A 21372-nucleotide genomic window follows, 5' to 3' on the forward strand; every position below is an offset into this window, starting at 1 on the left:
CGGAGGGCACCGCCATGCCACCTGTCCCCCCACCGCCGACCATCGTGCTTGTGCACGGGGCGTTCACCGATGCCTCATCCTGGGCGGGGGTCATCAGCCTCCTTCACGCTGCGGGCTCGGCTGTGCGTGCCCCGGCGAACCCACTGCGCGGCCTGACGTATGACGCTGCCTACATCAGGAGCGTGGTGCGCGACATCGATGTCCCTGTCGTGCTGGTGGGCCACGGCTACGGCGGCGCGGTCATCACGCACGCCGACGCCGACAACGTCGTGGCGCTGTGCTACGTCGCGGCGTTCGGCCTCGACGCCGGCGAGTGCGTCCTGGACATCACGAGCCGGTTTCCCCCCACGCCGGTCGCCGACGCGACCTGCACCGCCGACCTTCCGGCGCAGCTCCCCGGCGGCCCGGACAGCGAGGTTTACATCAGCGAGGAACGGTTCCCGCACGTCTACGCCGCCGACCTGCCGCCCCACGTGAAGCATGTGATGTCCGTGGCGCAACGCCCGATCGCCCGATCCGCGCTGACCAGTCGATCGGGCCCGCCGGCATGGGCCTCCAAACCGTCCTGGTACGCCATCGCGACCGCCGACCGGATGCTCAACCCCACCGCTCAGCGCTTCATGGCACAACGTATGGCGGCCATCGAATACCTGCTGGACGGCTCGCACGCCGTTGTGCTGTCGCAGCCCGACGCCGTGGTGGCGATGATCCAGGAAGCCGCCGAACAGGGCAACGGTCACGGCGACGGCCCCGCTATCAGTCACCGAGGGGCCCTATAGCATGCATTCGAACAGAGGATGCCGGTATGGGCCACCTTGACGGTGCCCCTGGAGTCGGCCCACCCTCGCGACACCGACCCCGGTCACAGACAGTCACTTGATAAGGGCACCAGCATGATCTCACCGGCCAGACCGCCGGCGCGGCGGACAGCCGCTCTCCTGACCGGAACCATCGCCCTGATAGTGGCCGCCACCGGATGTGGTGGCGGAAACGGTGCCGGGTCCGCCCCACGTAAGGTCACCTCCATCACGGCGCTCGACTACTACACCGACGAACCCGAACACAGCCAATGGGGCGAGATACTCACCGCCTGCGGCAAGACCGCCGGTGTGAGGGTCGAGCAGACAAGCGTTCCGGGGGCGTCGCTCATCCCCAAGGTCCTGCAGCAGGCGTCCTCGCGGACCCTTCCCGACCTGTTGATGCTGGACAACCCCGACCTGCAGCAGATCGCGCAGACCGGCGCGCTGACCCCGCTGGACCAGTACGGCATCGACTCCAGCGGCTTCGCCAAGGGCATCCTGTCGGCGGGCACGTACGAGGGGAAGGTGTACGGACTGGCGCCCTACGTCAGCACGGTCGCCCTCTTCTACAACAAGGACATGCTCGCCAAGGCCGGTGTCGCCGTCCCGAGGACCTGGGACGAACTGCAGGCGGCGGCGGCCGAGCTGACCCGTCCGGGGCGCTACGGAATGGCGGTCGACGCGAACGCCACTTTTGAGGGCGCCTGGCAGTTCCTGCCCTTCCTGTGGTCCAACGGCGGGGACGAGAAGCAGCTGGACACGCCGCAGGCCGCACAGGCACTCCGGCTGTGGGTCGACCTGGTGAAGAGCGGATCCATGTCGAAGTCGGTGCTGAACTGGACACAGGCCGACGTCCACGATCAGTTCGCCGCCGGAAGGACGGCCATGATGATCAACGGCCCCTGGCGGATCCCGGCCCTGAACAAGGACAAGAACCTGCACTGGGGAGTGGCCCCCATCCCCGTCCCCCGGAGGGGGCAGACCCCGGTCACACCACTCGGCGGTGAGGTGTGGACGGTCCCGCAGAGCGCTTCCACGGCCCGGCAGGAGAAGGCCGCCCAGGTCCTCGCCTGCCTGAACGACTCCTCCAGCATGCTCGCCCTGGCCAAGCAGCACTTCACCGTGCCCTCCCGCTCCACGGTGGCCTCCCAGTACGCCGAGCAGGTCCCGTCGATGGCCGCCTTCGTCAAGAGCGTCGAAGCGGCGCGGTCCCGCACCAGCGAGCTCGGCGTCAAGTGGCCCAAGGCGGCGACCGGGATATACACCGCGGTCCAGTCCGCGCTGACGGGCGAGCAGACACCGGAGGAAGCCCTCAGGCATGCCCAGCGGCTCGCGACCAGTGACTGACCTGCCCCCGATCCCCCGGAAGGGCACCGGGCCGGACGACGGCGCCGTCGCCGCGAGGGACCGGGTCGCGGCCCGGGCGCGCTTGCGGGAACGGCCGGCCCAGTGGATGTTCATCGTGCCCGCCGCGGCATACCTGCTGCTGTTCTTCGGCTACCCGATCGTCAAGAACATCGTGATGAGCTTCCAGCAGTACACGACCACGACGTTCTACACGGGTGCCGCGCCGTTCGTAGGGCTGCGGAACTACACAGAGATCCTGTCGTCGGACCTGTTCTCCGAGGCCCTTTTGACCACGGTCCTGTTCACCGCCGGCTCGATCATCGGGCAGTTCGTGCTCGGCCTGGCCTTCGCCCTGTTCTTCCAACGGCGCTTCCCTCTCGGCGGCGTTCTGCGATCGCTGCTGTTGCTGCCGTGGCTGCTGCCGCTGGTCGTCTCCGGAACCACGTGGAAGTGGATGCTCGACCCCGACACGGGAGTCGTCAACGCGGCGCTGCGCGGCCTGAACCTCTCGTCGTCCGGCGTCCCCTGGCTCACTGGCACCTCACAGGCGCTGGTGTCGGTGATCCTCATCAACATCTGGGTCGGAATCCCCTTCAACACCGCGATCCTCTACAGCGGCCTGCAGGACATCCCCGCACACCTGTATGAGGCGGCGAAGCTGGACGGCGCCGGCCCGCTGGAGTCGTTCCGCCACGTCACCTGGCCACTGCTGCGGCCCGCGGTAAGCGTCGTGCTGGTGCTGGGTGTGGTCTACACGGTCAAGGTGCTGGACATCATCCTGGTGGTGACGGGCGGAGGACCGGCGAACGCCACGGAGACCATCGCCACCCAGTCCTACAAACTGTCCTTTCAGCAGTTCGAGTTCGGGCGCGGTGCCGCGATGAGCAACGTGCTCATCGTCATCTCTCTCGCCTTCGCCCTCGTCTACCTGCGTGCCAACCGTCGCGCCCGGAATGTCTGAGAGGTGATTCCGTGAAGCGCGCACCAGGCCGCGGCCGGCCGTCCACCATCGTCGGGATCGCCCTGCTCGCGCTGATGCTGTTTCCCGTCTACTGGATGGTGAACGCCTCCCTCCAGCCGGCGGGCAACACACTGCAGGGAGATTGGTTCCCCTTCCATCCGGACCTCAGTGGATACGTCACCGCACTGCGAGATCAGGGACGCAATCTCGTCACCAGCCTCGTCGTAGCCCTCGGCAGCGTCGGCCTCAGCCTGGCGCTCGCCGCGCCGGCGGCCTATGCGCTGGCTCACTTCCGCCTCCGCGGGACCGACCTCGTGCTGTTCGGCGTCCTGATCACACAGATGGTGCCGAGCATCGTCGTGGCCAACGCGCTGTACAGCGCCTACAACGACCTGGGACTGCTGAACTCCTACCTCGGACTGATCCTCGCCGACTCCACGGCCGGGGTCCCCTTCGCGATCATCATCATGCGTGCGTTCATGCGGAGCATTCCCAGGGAGATCATCGAGGCCGCGCGTGTGGACGGCGCCGGGAGGCTGCGCGTCTTCCGCTCCGTGGTGCTCCCGGTGAGCACGAACGCATTGATCACTGCCGCCGTCTTCACCTTCCTCTTCACCTGGAGCGACTTCCTCTTCGCCCTCACCCTGACCACCACACAGACCGTTCAGCCGATCACTTTGGGTATCTACCAGTACCTCGGAGCCCACACGAGCCAGTGGAACGCCGTCATGGCCACCGCAGTCATGGCGTCCGTCCCCGCGGCCGTACTGCTCGTCGTCGCTCAGCGCTACGTCGCCCCCGGCGCTACCAGCGGAGCCGTCAAGTGAGGGGCGGTCCCCTCTCAGTCCCGCACCCCTGATCTAGCGGATTCACGCGATGTGCCGCCCCAGGCCCACTGGCACGGTGTTTGAGAAAGCACACTGGTTGAAGGGCGGAGATCATGTCGCCGGATGTCCTGGAAAGAAGCGCCCCCGGCAGCTTCCACACCACCGATTCGCTGCCTGTCGACCGCAGACGGGCGTACTGGCGCGAAGCCCTGTCCCGAACCTTCGGCGCCGTGGACATGTCCGTCCCCGACGAGGTGTACTCCGGCACGATCCGTACGGCACAGCTCGGCCGGCTCCAGGCGGTCACCGTGGACGGCGACTGCCTGTCCGCCCTGCGCACGCACCGACTCGTCGCGCGGGGCAGCGAAGACGAGTACGTGGTCGTCAAACTGCTGGACAGAGGAGTCGCCAGACTGGAGCAGGACGGCCGTGAAGCGCTCCTTGGGCCGGGGGACATCTTCGTCTACGACATGGCGCGGCCCGTCCGGCTGAATCTTCCCCAGTCCTTCCGGACGAAGTCCCTTGTCCTGCCAAGAGACGTTCTGGGTCTCAGCGAGTCCGACATGACCCACGTCACGGCCTCTCCGCTCGGCCCCGACACGCCCCTCGGCGGTCTGCTCTCGCCCTTCCTGGCCGGGCTCGTGGACGGCGCGGGAACCTATCCGCCACGCACCAGCGAGCTGATGGCACGCAACGTCGTGGACCTGCTCGGCGTGCTGGCGAACGAGGTACTCGGCCGGTCGAACGCGGACACGCCCAGCGGGAACCGGGCACTGCTGCTGCGGGTCCAGTCCTTCATCGACCGCCATCTCGCAGACCCCGATCTGACCCCACAGGCCATCGCCCGAGCCCACCGCATATCCCTGCGCTATCTGCACAAGCTGTTCGAGAGCGAAGACGCCACTGTCGGCCGGTGGATCCAGCGGCGTCGCCTGGAGGAGTGCCGGCGCGAACTGGCGCGCCGCGGGAATGGCGTCACGATCGCCGCGGTGGCGCACCGATGGGGTTTCGCCAGTGCCGCGCATTTCAGCCGGGTGTTCCGGGCCGCCTATGGAATGGCTCCCCGTGAATGGCGCGAGACCCAAGACGTGGCGCCGTAGCTCTCGCCACCGCGTCACATCGATACCTGAAACGGATGCCCGGCAGCCCTTGTTGGGGAATGAAATGATCCAGCCTCTACCCTCGGTCATGAGCATGGTGACAGTGCGCGTCAGTCTCCCGGACGGGCTGTCGGCCCAGCTGCCGGCGGAGCTGCACTACGACATGACCGACCCCTACGCCGTCCGACTCTCCGTCGGCGCGCCCGCGGCCAGACCCGTGGACTGGGTGTTCGCCCGCTCGCTGCTCACGGAGGGCCTGCGCCGGCCCAGCGGCACCGGGGACGTGCTGGTGTTTCCCCGGCACCGTTGCCATCCGCACTCCGTGCGCATCGTTCTGAGGTCCGCCGGCGGTGAGGCGCTGATCGACATCGAGGAGTCAGAGGTCGCCGCGTTCCTGCGGGGGACGGTCTCGCTGGTGCCGCCGGGAACGGAGAGCCTTCACATCGACATCGACCGTGCCCTTGCCAAGCTCACCGGCAGGCGGGACTGAAACTCACGGAGTCAGAAGACGAGGGCGCCTGCGGCGAGAGTGCCGGGCCACAGCGCGGTCGGGAGCGGTGCACTTCCGGAACCGATCTTGTGCACGGACCGGCAAGCGCGGCTCTCCCGTCCCACTAACGTGATCCGGACGTGAAGCGGGCGCGCTGTGCTCTCGCATGGCGGCACCCGCGGAAAAGCCCGATTGCGAGGAGCGCCATGGCCAAACAGACCATCGCCGAACAGTACGTCGACCTCATGGCCCGTGCCGGCGTGCGCCGCATGTACGGCGTGGTCGGGGACAGTCTCAACCCCGTCGTCGACGCGGTCAGACGGCACGACGCCATCGAGTGGATCCAAGTCCGCCACGAGGAGGTGGCGGCGTTCGCCGCCGGTGCCGAAGCCCAGCTCACCGGCCGGCTCGCGGCCTGCGCCGGCTCCTGCGGACCGGGCAACCTCCACCTGATCAACGGCCTGTATGACGCCCACCGCTCGATGGCGCCCGTGCTCGCGCTGGCCGCCCACATACCCAGCGGCGAGATCGGCACCGGATACTTCCAGGAGACCCACCCCGACCGGCTGTTCGCCGAGTGCAGCCACTACTCGGAACTGATCTCCTCACCCCGCCAGACGCCGCGCGTGGTCCAGACGGCCATCCAGCACGCCGTCGGCCGACGCGGCGTCTCGGTCGTCGCGCTCTCCGGCGACACCGCCGCCGAGGACTCCCCGGACGCGGCACCCGAACTCGCCATGCCCCTGGACCTGCCGGCCATCCGCCCGAGCGAGACGGAACTCGCCCGGCTCACCGAGCTCGTGGACGCGGCCGAACGCGTCATGGTGTTCTGCGGCCGGGGCGTCGCCGGCGCCCACGCGGAGGTGATGGCCTTCGCCGAGAAGGTCAAGGCACCGGTCGGCCACGCCCTGCGCGGCAAGGAGCACATCCAGTACGACAACCCGTACGACGTCGGCATGTCCGGTCTGCTCGGCTACGGAGCGGCGTACGACGCCATGCACGAGTGCGACCTGCTGCTGCTCCTGGGCACCGACTTCCCCTACACCGACTTCCTGCCCCGCCATGTCAGGACCGTCCAGGTCGACGTACAGCCCGAGCGGCTCGGGCGGCGCACCCAGCTCGACCTCGCCGTCTGGGGCGACGTACGCGAGACCCTGAAGTGTCTCACCCCCGCTGTGCGGGAGAAGTCCTCGCGCCGCTTCCTCGACCGCATGCTGAAGCAGCACGCCCACGCGATCGAGGGCGCGGTGAACGCCTACACTCGCAACGTCGACAAGCACACCCCGATCCACCCCGAGTACGTGGCATCGGTGCTCGACGAAGAGGCCGCCGACGACGCGGTGTTCACCGTGGACACCGGGATGTGCTGTGTGTGGGCGGCGCGTTATCTGACACCGAACGGCCGCCGCCGCATCCTCGGTTCGTTCGTGCACGGCTCGATGGCCAACGCGCTGCCCCAGGCGATCGGCGCCCAGTTCCTCGACCGCGGCCGGCAGGTCGTCTCCCTCTCCGGCGACGGCGGGTTCTCCATGCTGATGGGCGACTTCCTGACGCTCGTCCAGTACGGCCTGCCGGTGAAGGTGGTCGTCTTCAACAACTCCTCGCTGGGCATGGTCGACCTGGAGATGATGGTCGACGGCCTGCCCCCGCACGCCACGAGCTACCCCCACACGGACTACGCCGCCATCGCCACGGCGGCCGGCGCGCGCGGCATCCGGGTGGAGAAGCCCGGCGAGGTGCGCGAGGCGCTGCGTGAGGCCTTCGCCCATGAGGGCCCCGCGCTGGTCGACGTCGTCACCGATCCCACCGCGCTGGCCGTTCCCCCGAAGATCACCACCGAGCAGATCAGCGGCTTCGCACTGTCGGCGAGCCGGACGGTCCTGACCGGAGGCGTCGGCCGCATGGTCCACCTGGCCCGGGCCAACCTGCGCAACATTCCGCGCCCCTGAACGGGGACACGGATACGCCTGAGCCCTCTGTGACCAGGGGGCTCAGGCGTATCCGGTGCGCATCCCGTAAGGCAGGCGGTCCCTGCTCTCAGGACGGTGGCCCGGTCCAGGCCGGGTCGCCGGACGAGAGACGGTGAGTGGTCGCGGAGATGACCGCGAGGAGCAGCAGCGCCAGGCTCAGGGTGAGCACGAGGTGGCCGTGCAGAACCAGCTGGGCTCCGGCGAAGGCGCCGAGGAACATCGTCAGCAAGGACAGGATCCGGCGGCCGGGCCGCGGCGCCGTGCCGCCGGCCGGGGTGGAGTCCGCGGCCAGCCCCGTCAGGGTCAGGGTCAGTACGGTCGTCGTGAGGTCCGGGACACCCAGGCGCCGGGCGGCCGCGTTCTGCAGGCCCATGCCGAGCCCGAGGAACACGATCAGCGTGTACTGCACACCCGTGGTGACCCGGCCGTCGGTGACCGCGGCGGCGGCCACGGTGACGGCGAACAGCACCGTCTGCACGGCGGTGGCCGTCTTCAGCAGATTTCCGCGGTGCGCCGCGAACCGGGTGCCGAGCCTGCCCCCGGCGAGCGCGCCGACGAGGAACGCCGCCAGTGCGACGACGGAGGCGAGCGCGGACAGGTTCGCGGCCCCCACCAGGGCGAACCCCAGGAACACCACGTTGCCGGTCATGTTGGCGACGAAGACGTGCCCGAGCGCCAGATAGCTCACCGCGTCGACCAGACCGGTGACCACCGTCAGCGTCAGCATCAGGGGAGGCAGCGGGCCGTGGCGGTCCCCTCGGGGCGGTACGAGCGTGCTGACCACGTCACTCAGCAGCCTGCGCATACTGCTTCCTTTCCGATTCGGCGGACGGGCGGTGCAGCACCACCCGAGCGAGCAGTCCGCTCACCGGGCCGACCACGAGCGCGGGCAGGACGACCCACAGCGGCCAAGGCGTAACGCCCAGCGCCTGGTCGAGCGACCACCGGCCGGGGCCGGTGAGGGCCAGCGTCGCGGAGACGACGACGAGGACCATTGGGTACTCGTAGCCGTCGTTCTGCACCCACAGGCCCTTGGGCCATTTGACGGTGCCCGCGACCGTCATCACGCCCATGGCGGCCATCGCGGCCAGGGGCGTGAGCAGTCCGGCGGCCAGGAACAGGCCGGCCCCGATCTGACTGGCTCCCGCGACGATCGCGGTAATCCGACCGCCGCGGAACCCGTCGTGGCGGAACTCCTCGGTTCCGCCCGCCAAGCCATGGCCCCCGAGCCGGAAACTCACCTTCTGAACTCCGTGGCCGGCGATGAGAAGTCCCGCCACCAGCCGGAGGACCAACAGTCCAGCGTTCATCTATTCCTGCCTGTTCCTGACTCCGTCCTTGACTTCTCTGCGAAGGAGCCGGGGATCAGCCGGCGGCGTGGGCCCCGAGGATGGCCTGCGCGTAGACCATTCCGAGGCCGTAGACGCCACCGTGCTCCTTGACCACGTCGCCCACGGCGGCGTACGTCTCGGTGCGGGCCCAGTCGCGCTGCAGTTCGAGGAGGACCTGCACCCAGGTGACCGGGACCGCGCCGGCCTGGACCATGCGCTGGATGGCGTGTTCGTGGGCCTGCGGGCTGACGCCGCCGGACGCGTCGGTGACGACGTAGACCTCGTAGCCCTGGGCGATGGCGGAGAGTGCGGGCAGGACGACGCAGACCTCGGTCCACAGGCCGGCGAAGACCAGCTTCTTGCGGCCGGTGGCCTTGACCGCCTCGACGAAGTTGTCGTCCTCCCAGGCGTTCATCGTGGAGCGGTCGATGATCTTCTGGTGGGGGAAGACCTCGGGCAGCTGCGGCATGATCGGGCCGGAGAAGGACTCGGCCGCCACGGTGCTCAGCACGACCGGTACGTCGAACGCCTTGGCGGACTTCGCCAGGCCGACGGTCGAGTTGATGATCGCGGTGCGGTCGCCGCTGCCGGTGCCGAAGAACATCTGCGGCTGGTGGTCGATGAACAGCACCGCGCAGTTGTCCGGGGTGAGCAGGTCGGGGCTGGGGGCCGCGGTGACCTCGGAGATGTTGACCATGACAGGGCCTTTCCAGGTGTGTGGTGATCACGGACGGGTGTCCGCTGTCGGGCGCGACCGCGCGGTGGGCGGCGCGAGGTGCGGTGGACCCGGGAGGGGCGGCTCGTGACCGTGCCCCCTCCCGGGAGATCAGAGGGAGAAGCAGGGATCGAAGAACGTGCTCGCTGTCTCCGGGGCCAGGCCGCGTCGGGCGCGCCACTTGAGGTGCTGCTCCGACTCGGCGACGGCCTGGCCGAGCAGTTCGGCCTGGCGGGAGCCGGACAGGCCCGTACTGGGCGTGGCCTGGTAGCCACCGAAGTGCGCCACCGGGCTCCAGGCGGGGCTGACCGGCGGCAGCTCCTCGTCCAGACCCTCGTACTCGCCGGCGGCGTAGACGATCCGGCCACCGACGACCGTCAGCAAGGCCTCGATGTGCGCGATGTCCGGCTCGGGCACGGTGAAGTAGTCCTCGGACAGGACTGTCAGATCACCGAGGAAGCCCGGGCGCAGGACGCCCTTGACGCCCTCCTCCCCCGTCAGCGCGGCACCCGCCTCGGTGAACATGGCCAGTGCGGTGCGGCGGTCGACCCGGTTGTGCGGCGGGCGGACGACCAGGTCACCGACGGTGCGGCCGGTGATGAGCCAGTGCAGGGCGACCCACGGGTTGTAGGTGGAGACCCGGGTCGCGTCGGTGCCGGCCCCGACGGTCAGTCCGCGCTCCAGCATGGCCCGGATCGGCGGGGCGTCAGCGGCGGCACCGGGACCGTAGCGGCGTACGAACGCCTCGCCCTGGAAGGACAGCCGGTTCTGCACGGACATGGCGCCGCCGAGGGCGGCGATGCGGTCCAGACTGTCCGCGGAGACGGTCTCCGCATGGTCGAACAGCCACCGGTTGCCGGCCGGGAAGAGCCCTTCCGCGGCAAGCTTCTCGAACACCGTCAGGTCCCGGCGGATGGTTTCGTCGTAGGTGGCGTGCAGCCGGAATCCCCAGCCGTTCTCCATGAGCAGCCGTACGGCGTTCTCGAATTCCGTTTCATAGTCGCCGAGGTGCGGCCGTGGCTGGCCGAAGTTCTCGAAATCCGCCGCCGCCCAGGTCAGATTCTCGCCCGCACCGTTGAGGCGCAGCCATTCGTCCCCGTCCTCGGGGCGAGCCATTTCGATCCAGCGGGTGAGATCGTCGATTTCCTGACCGGCGGTCTGTGGGAAGAGGTGATAGGCGATGCGCAGCGAGAGCTGACCTGCCTTCGCCAGTTCGACGACCGTGCTGTAGTTGTCGGGGAAGTTCTGGAACCCTCCTGCCGCGTCGATCGCCGACGTGAGGCCGAACCTGTTCAGTTCCCGCAGGAAGTGACGGGTGGAGGTTTTCCTGTCCTCTCCTTCCAGCACCGGGGCCTTGGCCAGGGTCGAGTAGAGGATGAGGGCGCTGGGGGCGGCCAGCAGCATGCCCGTCGGCTCACCGTCCCGGCCCCGTACGATCTGGCCGCCCTTGGGGTCGGGGGTGTCCCGGGTGAATCCGGCGGCCTTGAGAGCCGCCCGGTTGAGCACCGCCGACTGGTAGAGGTGCAGGACGAACACCGGGGTGTCCGGCGCGGCGGCGTTCAGTTCGGCCATGGTCGGCAGCCGCCGTTCGGCGAACTGCTCGGCCGACCACCCGCCCACCACCCGCACCCACTGGCCCTTGGGCGTGCGGGCGGCCTGCTCACGCAGCATCGCCAGGCCCTGGCGCAGTGTGGGGACACCGTCCCAGCGCAACTCCAGTACGTAGTTGAGCCCGCCTCGGATCACATGCAGATGCGCGTCGTTGAGGCCGGGAACGATCCGGCGGCCGAGGGCGTCGACCACCTTCGTGTCCGGGCCGACGTGGGAGGCGACGTCGTTGTCGTCGCCGACCACAGTGATGACACCATCGCGGATGGCGACCGCCTCGGCCTGCGGGCGGACCGGGTCTCCGGTGTAAATCTTCGCGTTGCGAACGACCAGGTCCGCGGCGTTGTCGGTGGTGCGGGGAACCAGCCCACCGACCGGCATCGTGGACACCTTTCGACAACCTCCTGCGGGATGAACGGCGTCGATTGCATGTGCATCGACTTCCTTGTGTGTGGACAGCAGCGGGCGTAAAAGAATCGGGAACGCGCAGTTACTGCGCCGAAGCTGAACCGATCAGCATTCCGGGTGGGGCTTCCATGCGATACACAAGCCCGCCCTCGGCGCCCCCGGCTGCTGCGCCGCCAGGCTATTGAGAGCCAAAGCGTCCGTATATCCCGGCAGTGCACCGGATGCGTTCCGACAGTGCACTGTCTCTCCATGCACTGTGGGGCCGGTTCCGATGCGCTCGGTGACAACGCCGGCCGCCAGAGCGTCCTGGCGCCCGGGGCCGCGCATGGCCGGGGCGCGGTTCAGCGGGTTCAGCGGAGGGCTCCCAGGGCCGCCTCGATCGTCCGGTGAAAGGTGGGATAGGTATAGATCATGTGCTGAAGCCGGTCGACGGGTACCTCGGCATGGATGGCCACGTTCAGTCCGTACAACACCTCCCCGCCCACCGGCCCCGCCGAGGTCGCACCGATCAGCACCCCCCGGTCGGCGTCCTCGACGAGCTTGATGAACCCCTCGTTGCCCGGCCCGTGAATCCAGCCACGCGTGGAGGAGGCGACGGTCACCACGCTGGTGCGCACGCACAGCCCCTGCCCCCGCGCCTGTCGCTCCGTCAGCCCCACGGCCCCGATCTCCGGATCGGTGAACGTGACCCGGGGCAGCGCCCGGTAGTCGGCGGCGGGTCCGGGCTGCCCGAGGATGTCCCGGACGGCGATCTCAGCCTGGTACATCGACACATGGGTGAAGGCGCCCCGGCCGGTGATGTCGCCGACCGCCCACAGTCCGTCCCCGGCCCGCATCCGCCCGTCCGTCGGGACGGCTCCCGCTGTCGGATCGAGCCCCACCGAGTCGACCGCCAGCGGAGTCAGGTCGGTCTCGCGTCCGGTGGCGACCAAAAGCCGCTCGGCACTCAGCAGTTGTTCACTGCCGTCGAGGCGCACGGTGAACTCGGAGCCGTCATGGCTGACCTGCCGCGCCCGGGTGCCCGTGAGAACGGTGACACCGTCCGCCCGCAGCACCTGCGCGGCCAGCTCCCCTGCTTCCGGCTCCTCCTGCGACAGCAGCCGGTCCTGCCCCTCGACCACAGTGACCGCACACGTGAAGCGGGCGAAGACCTGGGCGAGTTCGACGCCGATCGCGCCCCCGCCGAGCACCACCATGGACGCCGGTAGCTCCTTGGCGGTCATGGCGTCCCGGTTGGTCCAGTACGGCGTTCCCTGCAGACCCGGCACCGGGGGGATCCGGGGCCGGGTGCCGGTGGCCAGTACGACACCGCGCCTGGCCTCAAAGGTGCGGTCACCGACCGTCACACGGCGCGGCCCGGCGAGGCGCCCCCTCCCCCGGACGAGCCGACCGCCCTTCGCCGTAAAGCGATCCGCGGCCACCTGGTCGTTCCAGTCGTCGGTGGCCTCATCGCGGATCCGTCCGGCGACCCTGGCCCAGTCCGGAGTCACGACAGCTTCACCGGCGAGGGCGGGAACCCGTCCCGCCTCGGCGAGCAGGTTCCCGGCCCGGATCATCATCTTGCTGGGCACACATCCCCAGTACGGACACTCCCCGCCGACGAGTTCCGCCTCGACCCCCACCACGTCCAGTCCCGCTTCGGCCAGCGTGCCGGCGACGTACTCGCCGCCCGGCCCCAGCCCGACGACCACCACGTCCGCCTGCTCGTTCGCGCTCATGCCTCTCCTCATTCCGCCGGCTCTCCGGGCACGGACTCTCCGGCCGACGCTAGAGCAGCCGGCGGGCGGCCCGAGTCCGCCGGCGCACGGATGCTTGCCCGAGAGCGAACCGCGAGACAGGGGCCGGCACAGTGCGCTGGCGGTCACCACCGCATGCACTGCCGGTCAAGACACCCCCCGACCGGGCACCTAGCGTCACCGGGGTACGCACAGCACGGCACCGCAGGAGGCGGACCATGACCACCAACTCGCCATCCCCGCACAGCAGCCAGCCCTGGCTGCACCAGAAGGGTGAGGTGATCCAGGAGTTCGGGACCGTCAAGCAGTTCCCGGTCGCCCTGTCCTACGAGGCGCGGATGTACTCCTGCCAGCGCCTGAACAAGGTCCTCGCGGACACGCAGATCCTCTACGGCCTCTACAAGAAGCATCACTGGCTGATGCGCGGCGCGACCTTCTACCAGCTGCACCTGGTCCTGGACAAGCACGCGAGCGAACAGCTCGACATCATCGACACCATCGCCGAACGCGTCCAGTCCCTGGGCGGCGTCGCGGTGGGAGACCCGCGGCACGTCGCCGAGATCACCTCGATCCCGCGGCCCCCGGACGGGGTGGAGGAGGTGCCGGCCATGCTGTCCCGGTTGCTGGAGGCCCACGAGACGATCCTCATCGACGCGCACGACGCAGTCGCCCGGTGCGCCGAGTGCGGTGACGACGGCACCATCGACCTGCTGGTCTCCCAGGTGATCCGGACCGGCGAACGGCAGGCGTGGTTCCTGGCCGAGCATCTGGTCGACACACCGCTGGTCCGCGCCTGAGGAAACGGCCGCGGCCTCGGTCCGTCGGTCCAACGTCCGCGGCCGGGCGCCTGCGGGCCTGCGGCCTGCGGGCCTGCGGCGGCACGGCGGCTGCACGCGGGTCCAGTCCGCCGTGTCCAGCACGGTCCGCGCCCTCGATCGCGGACTGGACACCCCTGGCCGCCCGCGCAGGGGGCGGGGACGCACGCCTCGCCGACCGAGGACCAGGGCAGACGTGGAGAGCGCTGTGGGACCACTTCCCGTGCACGCTCAGTCATCCTGTCCATGCGGGGTTTCCTACCATTCGAGAACTACTCAAACACCTGATAACCGGAGGAACCTTGCAGTTCGGGATCTTCAGCGTCGGCGACGTCACACCGGACCCCACCACCGGCCGGACACCGACCGAGCGCGAGCGCATCAAGGCCATGGTCGCCATCGCGCTGAAGGCCGAGGAGGTCGGCCTGGACGTCTTCGCGACCGGTGAGCACCACAACCCGCCGTTCGTGCCGTCGTCGCCGACCACGATGCTCGGGTACGTCGCCGCGAAGACGGAGAAGCTGATCCTCTCCACCTCGACCACCCTGATCACCACCAACGACCCGGTGAAGATCGCCGAGGACTTCGCGATGCTCCAGCACCTGGCCGACGGCCGGGTGGACCTCATGATGGGCCGCGGCAACACCGGCCCCGTCTACCCCTGGTTCGGCCAGGACATCCGGCAGGGCATCGATCTCGCCATCGAGAAGTACGCCCTGCTGCACCGCCTGTGGCGCGAGGACGTCGTCGACTGGGAGGGCAAGTTCCGCACCCCGCTGCAGGGCTTCACCTCCACCCCACGGCCGCTGGACGGCGTACCGCCATTCGTCTGGCACGGCTCGATCCGCTCGCCGGAGATCGCCGAGCTGGCCGCCTACTTCGGCGACGGCTTCTTCCACAACAATATTTTCTGGCCGGCCGACCACACGAAGCAGATGGTCGAGCTGTACCGGGAACGCTATGCCCACTACGGGCACGGCACGTCCGAGCAGGCGATCGTCGGGCTGGGCGGCCAGGTCTTCATGCGGAAGAACTCGCAGGAGGCGATGCGCGAGTTCCGGCCGTACTTCGACAACGCGCCGGTCTACGGCCATGGGCCCTCACTGGAGGACTTCACCGACCAGACCCCGCTGACGGTCGGCTCCCCGCAGCAGGTGATCGAGAAGACGCTGTCGTTCCGTGAGTACGCCGGTGACTACCAGCGCCAACTGTTCCTCATGGATCACGCGGGGCTGCCGCTGAAGACCGTGCTGGAGCAGATCGACATGCTTGGCGAGGAGGTCGTACCGGTGTTGCGCAAGGAGTTCGCCGTCGGCCGCCCGGCGGACGTACCGGAGGCGCCGACCCACGCATCGCTACTCGCTTCCGCTCAGGAAATCTCTTCGGAAGGGATGACCGCCGCATGAAGCTCGTCGCTGTATCCGCAGGTCTGAGCGTTCCCTCGTCCACGCGCCTGCTGGCGGACCGTCTCACCGGCACAGTCCGCGAGGAGCTCGCCGATCAAGGCCACAAGGCGGAAGTCGATGTCATCGAGTTGCGTGCCCTGGCTGTCGCCATCGCCAACAACCTCGTCACCGGTTTTCCCCCACCACAGCTGGCCGGCGCGATCGAAGCGGTGACGAGCGCCGATGGTCTGGTCACCGTGACACCGGTGTTCAGCGCTTCGTACAGCGGGCTGTTCAAGTCCTTCTTCGATCTGTTCGATCCGGGCGCCCTCTCGGGCAAGCCGGTCCTGATCGGGGCGACGGGCGGTACTCCCCGCCATTCTCTTGTCCTGGATCACGCGCTGCGCCCCCTCTTCGTCTACCTGCGGACCGTGGTCCTCCCGACCGGCGTGTACGCGGCGTCGGAGGACTGGGGATCCGGCAGCGACGCGCGCACGGAAGGCCTGCCCGCACGCATACGCCGGGCAGGCCGGGAGATGGCCTCGACCCTGGCCACCAGGGCAGCGCATCCCGTGCCCGAGGACGACCTGACCCTGCCCAGGAAGCAACTCTCCGATCTGCGCTTCGACTGAGCACGTCCCGTCGCGTCCCGTCGTCAGTGGCGGGTCTGCGCCATATCCGATGCGGCGCCGGCCGGTGGTGACGAGCTGGGCGGCCGCGGAGAAGAGACCCAGGTCCGCCGCGTGGTGCACAAGCCCGTCCCGGTGCCGTGGATCTCACCGCCTCAAGGCGGGGCCGACCACCATGTCCAAGACGCGGGCGTTGAACATCGGTGACGTCGTCGTACGAATGCCACACGCCGGCGGATATCGCGCAGCGGCCGCTGACCGTTGGCAGCTCGATCGGCGGTCGTAGAACCTGGCGCTCGTGGGTGTCGTCCGCAACGGTCCGGTGCCGCGCACGGCTACGAAGGATGCGAACAGGCTGAGGCCGAACCATTATTCGACATCATGTGGATCATCCACCCATCATGGCAGTGGACTCGACCAGAGCCATCCGCCGAAGGGGATATTCACATGACCATGACAGGCCATGCGACATCGTTCTCCAAGACCCCCGCGTACGAATCGAGGAGTACACCGTGAGCAAGCCCGGACAGACCGTCGAGATCCCTCACCTCGGGGGATCGACCGTCGGGTACACCTTCGGCACGCCGTACGACCCCGCACTCCCGACGCTGGTCCTGATCAACTCGTACACCACCTCAGCCGAGTTGTACCGGCCGCAGTTCGCCGACCCGGAGCTCGGGTCCGCGGCCAACCTGCTGGCCCTCGAACCCTACGGGCACGGCCGCACGCGGGCCACCTACCAGCACTTCACCTACTGGGACAGCGCGGTCGCGAACCTGCAGGCCCTCGAGGCCCTCGGGATCGACGAGGCCTTCGTGCTGGGAACCTCGCAGGGCGGCTGGGTGGCGGTCCGCATGGCGCTGCTCGCCCCGGACGTCGTGAGGGGACTCATCCCGCTCGGCACGTCCATGGACTTCGAGAGCCCGCGCAGCCGCGACCTGGGGTGCTGGGACGGGATAGAGTCCAACACGCCGCTCGTCGACGCCCTCGCCGACCCGGTCGGCGAGGACTGGGTCGTGCCGGACGAGGTCGTAGACGCCGTCTTCGCCACGTCCCTGGGCGGCGTCTCAGCCGAGGAACGCGAGTTCTGGCTCACCGTCTACCGCGCAAACTACACCGGTGACGCCGGACGCCACCGTCTGCGCCTCAGCACGGTGAACCTGCGGGACCGCGACGGGCTCCACGGCAGGCTCGACGAGGTCCGCTGCCCCGTCCTGTGGCTGCACGGTACCGCGGACCAGGTGTATTCCGTGCCGAACGCCCAGGAGGAGATCCGGATGTTCACCCGCTCCCCCGAGGCGCGCCTGGAGATCATTGAGGGCGGGCAGCACTTCCTGAGTGCCTCGCATCCCGCGGAGGTCGGCTCCGCAGCGACCGAGTTCCTGAAGCGCTGGGCCTGATCCCGAAGCCACCGGCGCGTCGGCCGGTGGCTTCGGCTTGATTGTTGATCGATCTCCACACGGACCTCAGGTGGCGAGGGTGGCCACCGGCTCCAGGCCGTAGGTGCGGGCGTAGCCGTTCTCGGCGCCCACGAGTAGGTCCACAACCTCGAAGTAGCGGTCCCAGAAGGGGGTCTCGCGCAACGCGTCGATCAGCAGCCGGTAGGCGTCATGGTCGTCCGCCTCCCAGACCCAGATGTCGGTGACCCGCGCCGAGTAGAACTCCGTATCGTAGAAGCGGGAGCAGACGCCGCGGGTGCGGGCCTCGATCACCGGGACGACTTGGGTGGTGAAGGCCTGGACGCGTTCGGCCACAGTCATCGCCAGCCACTCGGGCGTGGTCTTGACCAGCATGAACGCGGTGACCGGCGGCGCGGTTCGGTCAGTGGGCATCGACTGCCTCCGGCGTGGCGAGGACGGCGGGCTTGAGGGTCTGTGCGCACCACTGCGCGAATCCGGTGGCCTGGCCCGCCTGCGGCGAGCGCTCGACACCCGAGTCCAGGCCCTGGTCCTTGGCGCGCTTCATGTCGACCATTCCCTCGACGAACGCCTCGCCCAGGCCGTAGCAGAGCAGGGTGGACCGCAGCTCGTCGAGCGGCTGGCGCCGGTAGCGGACCGGACGGCCCAGCTCCTCGGTCATGATGCGGGCCAGGTCGTTGGGAGACAGGTCCTGTGGACCGAGCACCGGAACACTGCCGACGCCGGTCCAGGAGCGGTCCAGCAGCAACCCGGCCGCCGTCGCGGCGATGTCGGCGACGGCCACCAGCGGGGCCGGACGGTCCGCGGCGACGGTGTCGGTGAAGACACCGTTGTCGCGGATCGAGTCGGCCTCCTCCAGCAGGTTCTCGAAGAAGGACGGGTTGGCCAGGCGCGGTAGGCGACGCCGGAGTCGGCGATCAGGTCGTCCATGGCCAGGGAGGCGGTGACCAGCCCGGCCTGGGCGGCCTGCGGGGTGCCGCGGCCGAGCGCCGAGACGCCGACGACATGGCCGACGCCATGGGCGGCGAACGCCCGCGCGGCCGGGCGGGTGAAGCCGCTGTACGCCTCGTCGGGCGTGGCCGAGGCGTCCGGCGGCACCAGCAGACAACGGCGTCGGCCCCGGTGAAGGCGCACTCGACGGTCGCGGCGTCGCCGTGCGAGCCGGTGACCACCTCGACCCGTTCGCGCACGGCCTCGGGGAGCCGGGCAGGATCGCGGACCACGACGCGCAACTCCTCTCCGCGTGCGGGCGCGGCCTCGACCAGCAGTGACAGCAGCCGTCGGCCGTGCCGCCGCACGGCTGCGCACCTCCCCGCGGCGATGAGCCGCACCCTGGCCCGGCTGCGCCGGGTGCTCCAGGATCCGCTACTGGTGCGGGCCGGACAGGCGATGGTGCCCACACCCCGCGCCGAGGCGCTGCGGGACGAGGCCGCCGGGGTAGTGCGCCGGCTGGAGGCGTTGCTCACCCCGAGCGGCGGGATCGACCCCGCGGCACTGCGGCGCACCTTCACCGTCCAGGCCGCTGACCTGGTCGGCGCGGCACTGGCGCCTGGTCTGCTCGGGCTGGCCCGGCGCCGGGCGCCGGGCGTCTCACTGCGGATACTGGCCGAGGAGTGGGAGGCGGGCCCCGCGCTGCGCGAGGGCCGGATCGACCAGGAGATCGGGGCCATCGACCACGTCGACCCGGAGACCCGGGTCGAAGAGCTGGTCACGCTGCGGATGGCCGTCGGCGTCAGGGCTGGGCACCCGCTCGCCGAAGGAACCCTGACGGCTGCGAGGCTGGCCGCGGCCGAGCACGTGGCGGTCAGCCGCCGGGGACGCTTCACCGGCCCGCTGGACGCGGCCCTGGCCGAGCAAGGGCTCAGCCGGCAGGTCAGCGCCGTCCTGCCCGGACATCTGGCAGCGATGGCGCTGGCCGCGGTCGGCGACGTGGTCTGCCTGGTGCCGACCGCGCTGCCGGGCGAGCCCCCTTCACCACTCAGCGACGCGGCGCACGCGCTGGGACTGCGCCTGCTGGAAATCCCGCTGCCGCTGCCACCACTGACGATCGGCATGGCCTGGCACCCGCGTCACAGCGCCGACGGGGCCCACCAGTGGCTGCGTGGCGCCGTGCGCCGGGTACTCCGTCCGGCCCGGGAGGAATAGCCCACGGCGTGGCTGTGGTGTTGCTGAACCGGGAGAACTCCGGTGGAAGGGGTCCCAGCAGTCGGGCGAGGACGCCTGCGGGACGGTTGTTCGCGACGGCCAGGCGGTGCAGGTAGGAGCCGAAGACCATGCGCTGAGCCTTCGCGGCCTTGATCGAGTGATCTGCTGCTAACTTGACCCGATGCGAAGCGAAGGTGTGCACACTGAGGTGCTGCGTCAGATCGAGCGGCTCGGCGGGACCATACCCGGGACGATCGACGCGGGCGTGCACTGGACCGATGCGCCCAGGCCGCTGCCGCCGGAGATCGAGACGCTGATGGCGATCACGTGGCCGCCGCGTACGTTGCTGGTCACCGCCGAGGACGGCGACCGGGTGAGCTTTCCGCAGGGGGTCAGCGGGGGCGATCCGTTCGGAGTGGACCGGCCGTGCTTCGTGATCGGGTTCAACGAGTCGACGCAGTACTACTGGGTCGTCGACCTCGACGATCCGCAGCCCGGCGATCCCAGCGTGTACCGGGTCGACCACGACGGGTCCGACGCGGGGGACGCCTTCGGTTGTCCGCGGCGGTTGTCGCGGATGCTGGCCGAGCTGACCGTCTACGCGCCGCCGGACTCCGCCAGGCTGGCCAACGCCTGTGCTTACGGGGAGCTGGAGACCGTGGCCGCCGCGATCGCCGCGGGTGCCCCGCTGGGACCGGCCGAGGACGACCGCTCGGCGATGACCCCGTTGCACTTCGCGGTGGCGTCGGGCTCGGCCGAGACGGTGCGGACGCTGCTGGCCGCGGGCGCCGACACCGGCGCGCGGACCGGCCACGACAGCCTCCTGACGGAACTCGGCCTGCACCCCGCCGACTTCGGGATGGAGCGGATCGAGCGCGGTGTGACACCGCTCTGGATGGCCGCCAGAGGACCGTTCCGCACCGACCGGCCCGGCCCCTCGGCGGAGGTGGTGCGGGCGCTGCTCGACGCCGGTGCCGACCCACGGGCGACCGACCGCATGGGCAAGACGCCGCTGCACGTCGTGGTCGAGAGCCGGTTCAGCTACGAGCGCGAGCGGCCGGTCGCCGAGCGGCTGGAGATCCTGCGCTGCCTCATCGACGCCGGCGCGGACGTCGAGGCCGAGGACCGGCTCGGCCTGACGCCGCTGCTGGTGGCGGTCGACGCGCCGGAGTTCGTCGCTGCGCTGCTCGACGCCGGCGCGGACCCGGCGCGGCGCACCGCGCACAAGGACCTGTTCGGGATCAAAGGCATGTCCGCCCTGCACGCCGCCGCGGGCGACAGCCACCAGGAGGCACTCCGGCTGATGCTCGATCACGCCGGCGATCCCGACCCGTGCACGACGGCGGGCGCGACGCCCCTGCACTACGCGGTGTGGCGGGAAGCCGGGACCGGCGTCATCGAGACGCTCATCGCCGCCGGGGCCGACGTCAACGCCCGGATCGCCGATCCGTCCGGGCTCAAGGTCGACAGCGACACGCCGCTCGGCATCGCCCGGGAGAAGGGCCGCGACGAGATCGCCGAGGTGCTCACACGGGCGGGGGCAGCCTGACCCGGTCAGGGGCCGCGATATCTGTGGGAAGGCTTCGGCCGGGTCCGGCGGCCGATACTCCGTCAGCCACTCACCGGGCCGGCGCCGGGCTCCTGTCCCCAGCCGCGCGGCGCCTCGCCGGCCCGAGCGAGTGGCGCC

18 protein-coding genes and 2 pseudogenes are annotated in these 21372 nt (G+C 69.7%); 13 read left to right on the plus strand and 7 right to left on the minus strand.

Annotation, left to right across the window (positions count from 1 at the left end):
• Nucleotides 1–14: 14 nt before the first annotated feature.
• From ACFZDL_RS35340 to ACFZDL_RS35370, 7 genes are all read left to right on the plus strand, one after another.
• Nucleotides 15–779, plus strand: coding sequence for an alpha/beta hydrolase (locus tag ACFZDL_RS35340; RefSeq protein WP_353595417.1), 765 nt, complete (start codon nt 15–17; stop codon nt 777–779).
• Between the two features lie 114 nt (nt 780–893).
• On the plus strand, nt 894–2147 hold the full coding sequence (locus ACFZDL_RS35345; protein WP_353595416.1) for a sugar ABC transporter substrate-binding protein: 1254 nt from the start codon (nt 894–896) through the stop codon (nt 2145–2147).
• 106 nt (nt 2148–2253) lie between these two features.
• A complete protein-coding gene (locus ACFZDL_RS35350) occupies nt 2254–3108 on the plus strand; it encodes an ABC transporter permease subunit (protein ID WP_391193354.1) in 855 nt (284 codons plus the stop codon).
• Between the two features lie 11 nt (nt 3109–3119).
• On the plus strand, nt 3120–3935 hold the full coding sequence (locus ACFZDL_RS35355; RefSeq protein WP_353595414.1) for a carbohydrate ABC transporter permease: 816 nt from the start codon (nt 3120–3122) through the stop codon (nt 3933–3935).
• Nucleotides 3936–4048: 113 nt separating this feature from the next.
• Entirely contained in the window at nt 4049–5035 is a 987-nt protein-coding gene (locus ACFZDL_RS35360) for a helix-turn-helix domain-containing protein (RefSeq protein ID WP_353595413.1), read from the plus strand.
• A gap of 88 nt (nt 5036–5123) precedes the next feature.
• Nucleotides 5124–5525, plus strand: coding sequence for an SsgA family sporulation/cell division regulator (locus ACFZDL_RS35365; protein ID WP_353595412.1), 402 nt, complete (start codon nt 5124–5126; stop codon nt 5523–5525).
• Between the two features lie 206 nt (nt 5526–5731).
• The gene (locus tag ACFZDL_RS35370; protein ID WP_353595411.1) at nt 5732–7474 is read left to right on the plus strand and encodes a pyruvate dehydrogenase; all 1743 of its coding nucleotides are present in this window, start codon (nt 5732–5734) and stop codon (nt 7472–7474) included.
• Between the two features lie 88 nt (nt 7475–7562).
• On the opposite strand, the gene ACFZDL_RS35375 is transcribed toward ACFZDL_RS35370, so the two are convergent.
• From ACFZDL_RS35375 to ACFZDL_RS35395, 5 genes are all read right to left on the minus strand, one after another.
• Nucleotides 7563–8300, minus strand: coding sequence for a YoaK family protein (locus ACFZDL_RS35375; protein WP_353595410.1), 738 nt, complete (start codon nt 8298–8300; stop codon nt 7563–7565).
• On the minus strand, nt 8281–8805 hold the full coding sequence (locus ACFZDL_RS35380) for a DoxX family protein (protein WP_353595409.1): 525 nt from the start codon (nt 8803–8805) through the stop codon (nt 8281–8283). The genes ACFZDL_RS35375 and ACFZDL_RS35380 overlap by 20 nt, the downstream gene beginning before the upstream one ends.
• 55 nt (nt 8806–8860) lie before the next feature.
• A complete protein-coding gene (locus tag ACFZDL_RS35385; protein ID WP_353595408.1) occupies nt 8861–9523 on the minus strand; it encodes a hydrolase in 663 nt (220 codons plus the stop codon).
• A 129-nt stretch (nt 9524–9652) separates the two neighbouring features.
• Nucleotides 9653–11530: an amidohydrolase gene (locus ACFZDL_RS35390; RefSeq protein ID WP_353595469.1), complete on the minus strand. Its 1878-nt coding sequence runs from the start codon at nt 11528–11530 to the stop codon at nt 9653–9655.
• Nucleotides 11531–11907: 377 nt separating this feature from the next.
• Nucleotides 11908–13275 (minus strand): NAD(P)/FAD-dependent oxidoreductase, encoded by a 1368-nt coding sequence (locus ACFZDL_RS35395; RefSeq protein ID WP_353595407.1) that lies wholly within the window; start codon nt 13273–13275, stop codon nt 11908–11910.
• Between the two features lie 236 nt (nt 13276–13511).
• Here ACFZDL_RS35395 and ACFZDL_RS35400 point away from each other — a divergent pair, with 236 nt between their 5' ends.
• The 4 genes from ACFZDL_RS35400 to ACFZDL_RS35415 all read left to right on the plus strand — a co-directional run bounded on the left by ACFZDL_RS35400 (nt 13512) and on the right by ACFZDL_RS35415 (nt 17522).
• Nucleotides 13512–14090, plus strand: coding sequence for a DNA starvation/stationary phase protection protein (locus ACFZDL_RS35400; protein ID WP_353595406.1), 579 nt, complete (start codon nt 13512–13514; stop codon nt 14088–14090).
• Between the two features lie 320 nt (nt 14091–14410).
• Nucleotides 14411–15514: an LLM class flavin-dependent oxidoreductase gene (locus tag ACFZDL_RS35405; RefSeq protein ID WP_353595405.1), complete on the plus strand. Its 1104-nt coding sequence runs from the start codon at nt 14411–14413 to the stop codon at nt 15512–15514.
• Nucleotides 15511–16125: an FMN reductase gene (locus ACFZDL_RS35410; protein ID WP_353595404.1), complete on the plus strand. Its 615-nt coding sequence runs from the start codon at nt 15511–15513 to the stop codon at nt 16123–16125. The genes ACFZDL_RS35405 and ACFZDL_RS35410 overlap by 4 nt, the downstream gene beginning before the upstream one ends.
• 509 nt (nt 16126–16634) lie before the next feature.
• On the plus strand, nt 16635–17522 hold the full coding sequence (locus tag ACFZDL_RS35415; RefSeq protein ID WP_353595403.1) for an alpha/beta hydrolase: 888 nt from the start codon (nt 16635–16637) through the stop codon (nt 17520–17522).
• A 66-nt stretch (nt 17523–17588) separates the two neighbouring features.
• On the opposite strand, the gene ACFZDL_RS35420 is transcribed toward ACFZDL_RS35415, so the two are convergent.
• On the minus strand, nt 17589–17954 hold the full coding sequence (locus tag ACFZDL_RS35420) for a darcynin family protein (RefSeq protein WP_353595402.1): 366 nt from the start codon (nt 17952–17954) through the stop codon (nt 17589–17591).
• A pseudogene (locus ACFZDL_RS35425) lies at nt 17944–18838 on the minus strand (NAD(P)H-binding protein). The gene ACFZDL_RS35420 and the pseudogene ACFZDL_RS35425 overlap by 11 nt, the downstream one beginning before the upstream one ends.
• On the opposite strand from ACFZDL_RS35425, the pseudogene ACFZDL_RS35430 reads away from it, so the two are divergent.
• Together ACFZDL_RS35430 and ACFZDL_RS35435 are read left to right on the plus strand one after the other, a co-directional pair.
• Nucleotides 18784–19667 (plus strand): annotated as a pseudogene (locus ACFZDL_RS35430) (LysR family transcriptional regulator); the annotation flags it as partial. The pseudogenes ACFZDL_RS35425 and ACFZDL_RS35430 overlap by 55 nt on opposite strands.
• Before the next feature lie 199 nt (nt 19668–19866).
• Entirely contained in the window at nt 19867–21234 is a 1368-nt protein-coding gene (locus ACFZDL_RS35435; protein WP_353595401.1) for an ankyrin repeat domain-containing protein, read from the plus strand.
• Nucleotides 21235–21372: the final 138 nt, after the last annotated feature.

Origin of the sequence: Streptomyces sp. NPDC007917 (assembly GCF_042959105.1) — a bacterium.
Taxonomy (GTDB): Bacteria; Actinomycetota; Actinomycetes; order Streptomycetales; family Streptomycetaceae; genus Streptomyces.

Bases quoted from the DNA above. Each gene is read 5' to 3' on its own strand.
- ACFZDL_RS35340 (WP_353595417.1), top strand. From the start codon at position 15: ATGCCACCTGTCCCCCCACCGCCGACCATCGTGCTTGTGCACGGGGCG.
- ACFZDL_RS35345 (WP_353595416.1), top strand. From the start codon at position 894: ATGATCTCACCGGCCAGACCGCCGGCGCGGCGGACAGCCGCTCTCCTG.
- ACFZDL_RS35350 (WP_391193354.1), top strand. From the start codon at position 2,254: ATGTTCATCGTGCCCGCCGCGGCATACCTGCTGCTGTTCTTCGGCTAC.
- ACFZDL_RS35360 (WP_353595413.1), top strand. From the start codon at position 4,049: ATGTCGCCGGATGTCCTGGAAAGAAGCGCCCCCGGCAGCTTCCACACC.
- ACFZDL_RS35365 (WP_353595412.1), top strand. From the start codon at position 5,124: ATGAGCATGGTGACAGTGCGCGTCAGTCTCCCGGACGGGCTGTCGGCC.
- ACFZDL_RS35370 (WP_353595411.1), top strand. From the start codon at position 5,732: ATGGCCAAACAGACCATCGCCGAACAGTACGTCGACCTCATGGCCCGT.
- ACFZDL_RS35375 (WP_353595410.1), bottom strand. From the start codon at position 8,300: ATGCGCAGGCTGCTGAGTGACGTGGTCAGCACGCTCGTACCGCCCCGA.
- ACFZDL_RS35380 (WP_353595409.1), bottom strand. From the start codon at position 8,805: ATGAACGCTGGACTGTTGGTCCTCCGGCTGGTGGCGGGACTTCTCATC.
- ACFZDL_RS35385 (WP_353595408.1), bottom strand. From the start codon at position 9,523: ATGGTCAACATCTCCGAGGTCACCGCGGCCCCCAGCCCCGACCTGCTC.
- ACFZDL_RS35390 (WP_353595469.1), bottom strand. From the start codon at position 11,530: ATGCCGGTCGGTGGGCTGGTTCCCCGCACCACCGACAACGCCGCGGAC.
- ACFZDL_RS35395 (WP_353595407.1), bottom strand. From the start codon at position 13,275: ATGAGCGCGAACGAGCAGGCGGACGTGGTGGTCGTCGGGCTGGGGCCG.
- ACFZDL_RS35400 (WP_353595406.1), top strand. From the start codon at position 13,512: ATGACCACCAACTCGCCATCCCCGCACAGCAGCCAGCCCTGGCTGCAC.
- ACFZDL_RS35410 (WP_353595404.1), top strand. From the start codon at position 15,511: ATGAAGCTCGTCGCTGTATCCGCAGGTCTGAGCGTTCCCTCGTCCACG.
- ACFZDL_RS35420 (WP_353595402.1), bottom strand. From the start codon at position 17,954: ATGCCCACTGACCGAACCGCGCCGCCGGTCACCGCGTTCATGCTGGTC.
- ACFZDL_RS35435 (WP_353595401.1), top strand. From the start codon at position 19,867: ATGCGAAGCGAAGGTGTGCACACTGAGGTGCTGCGTCAGATCGAGCGG.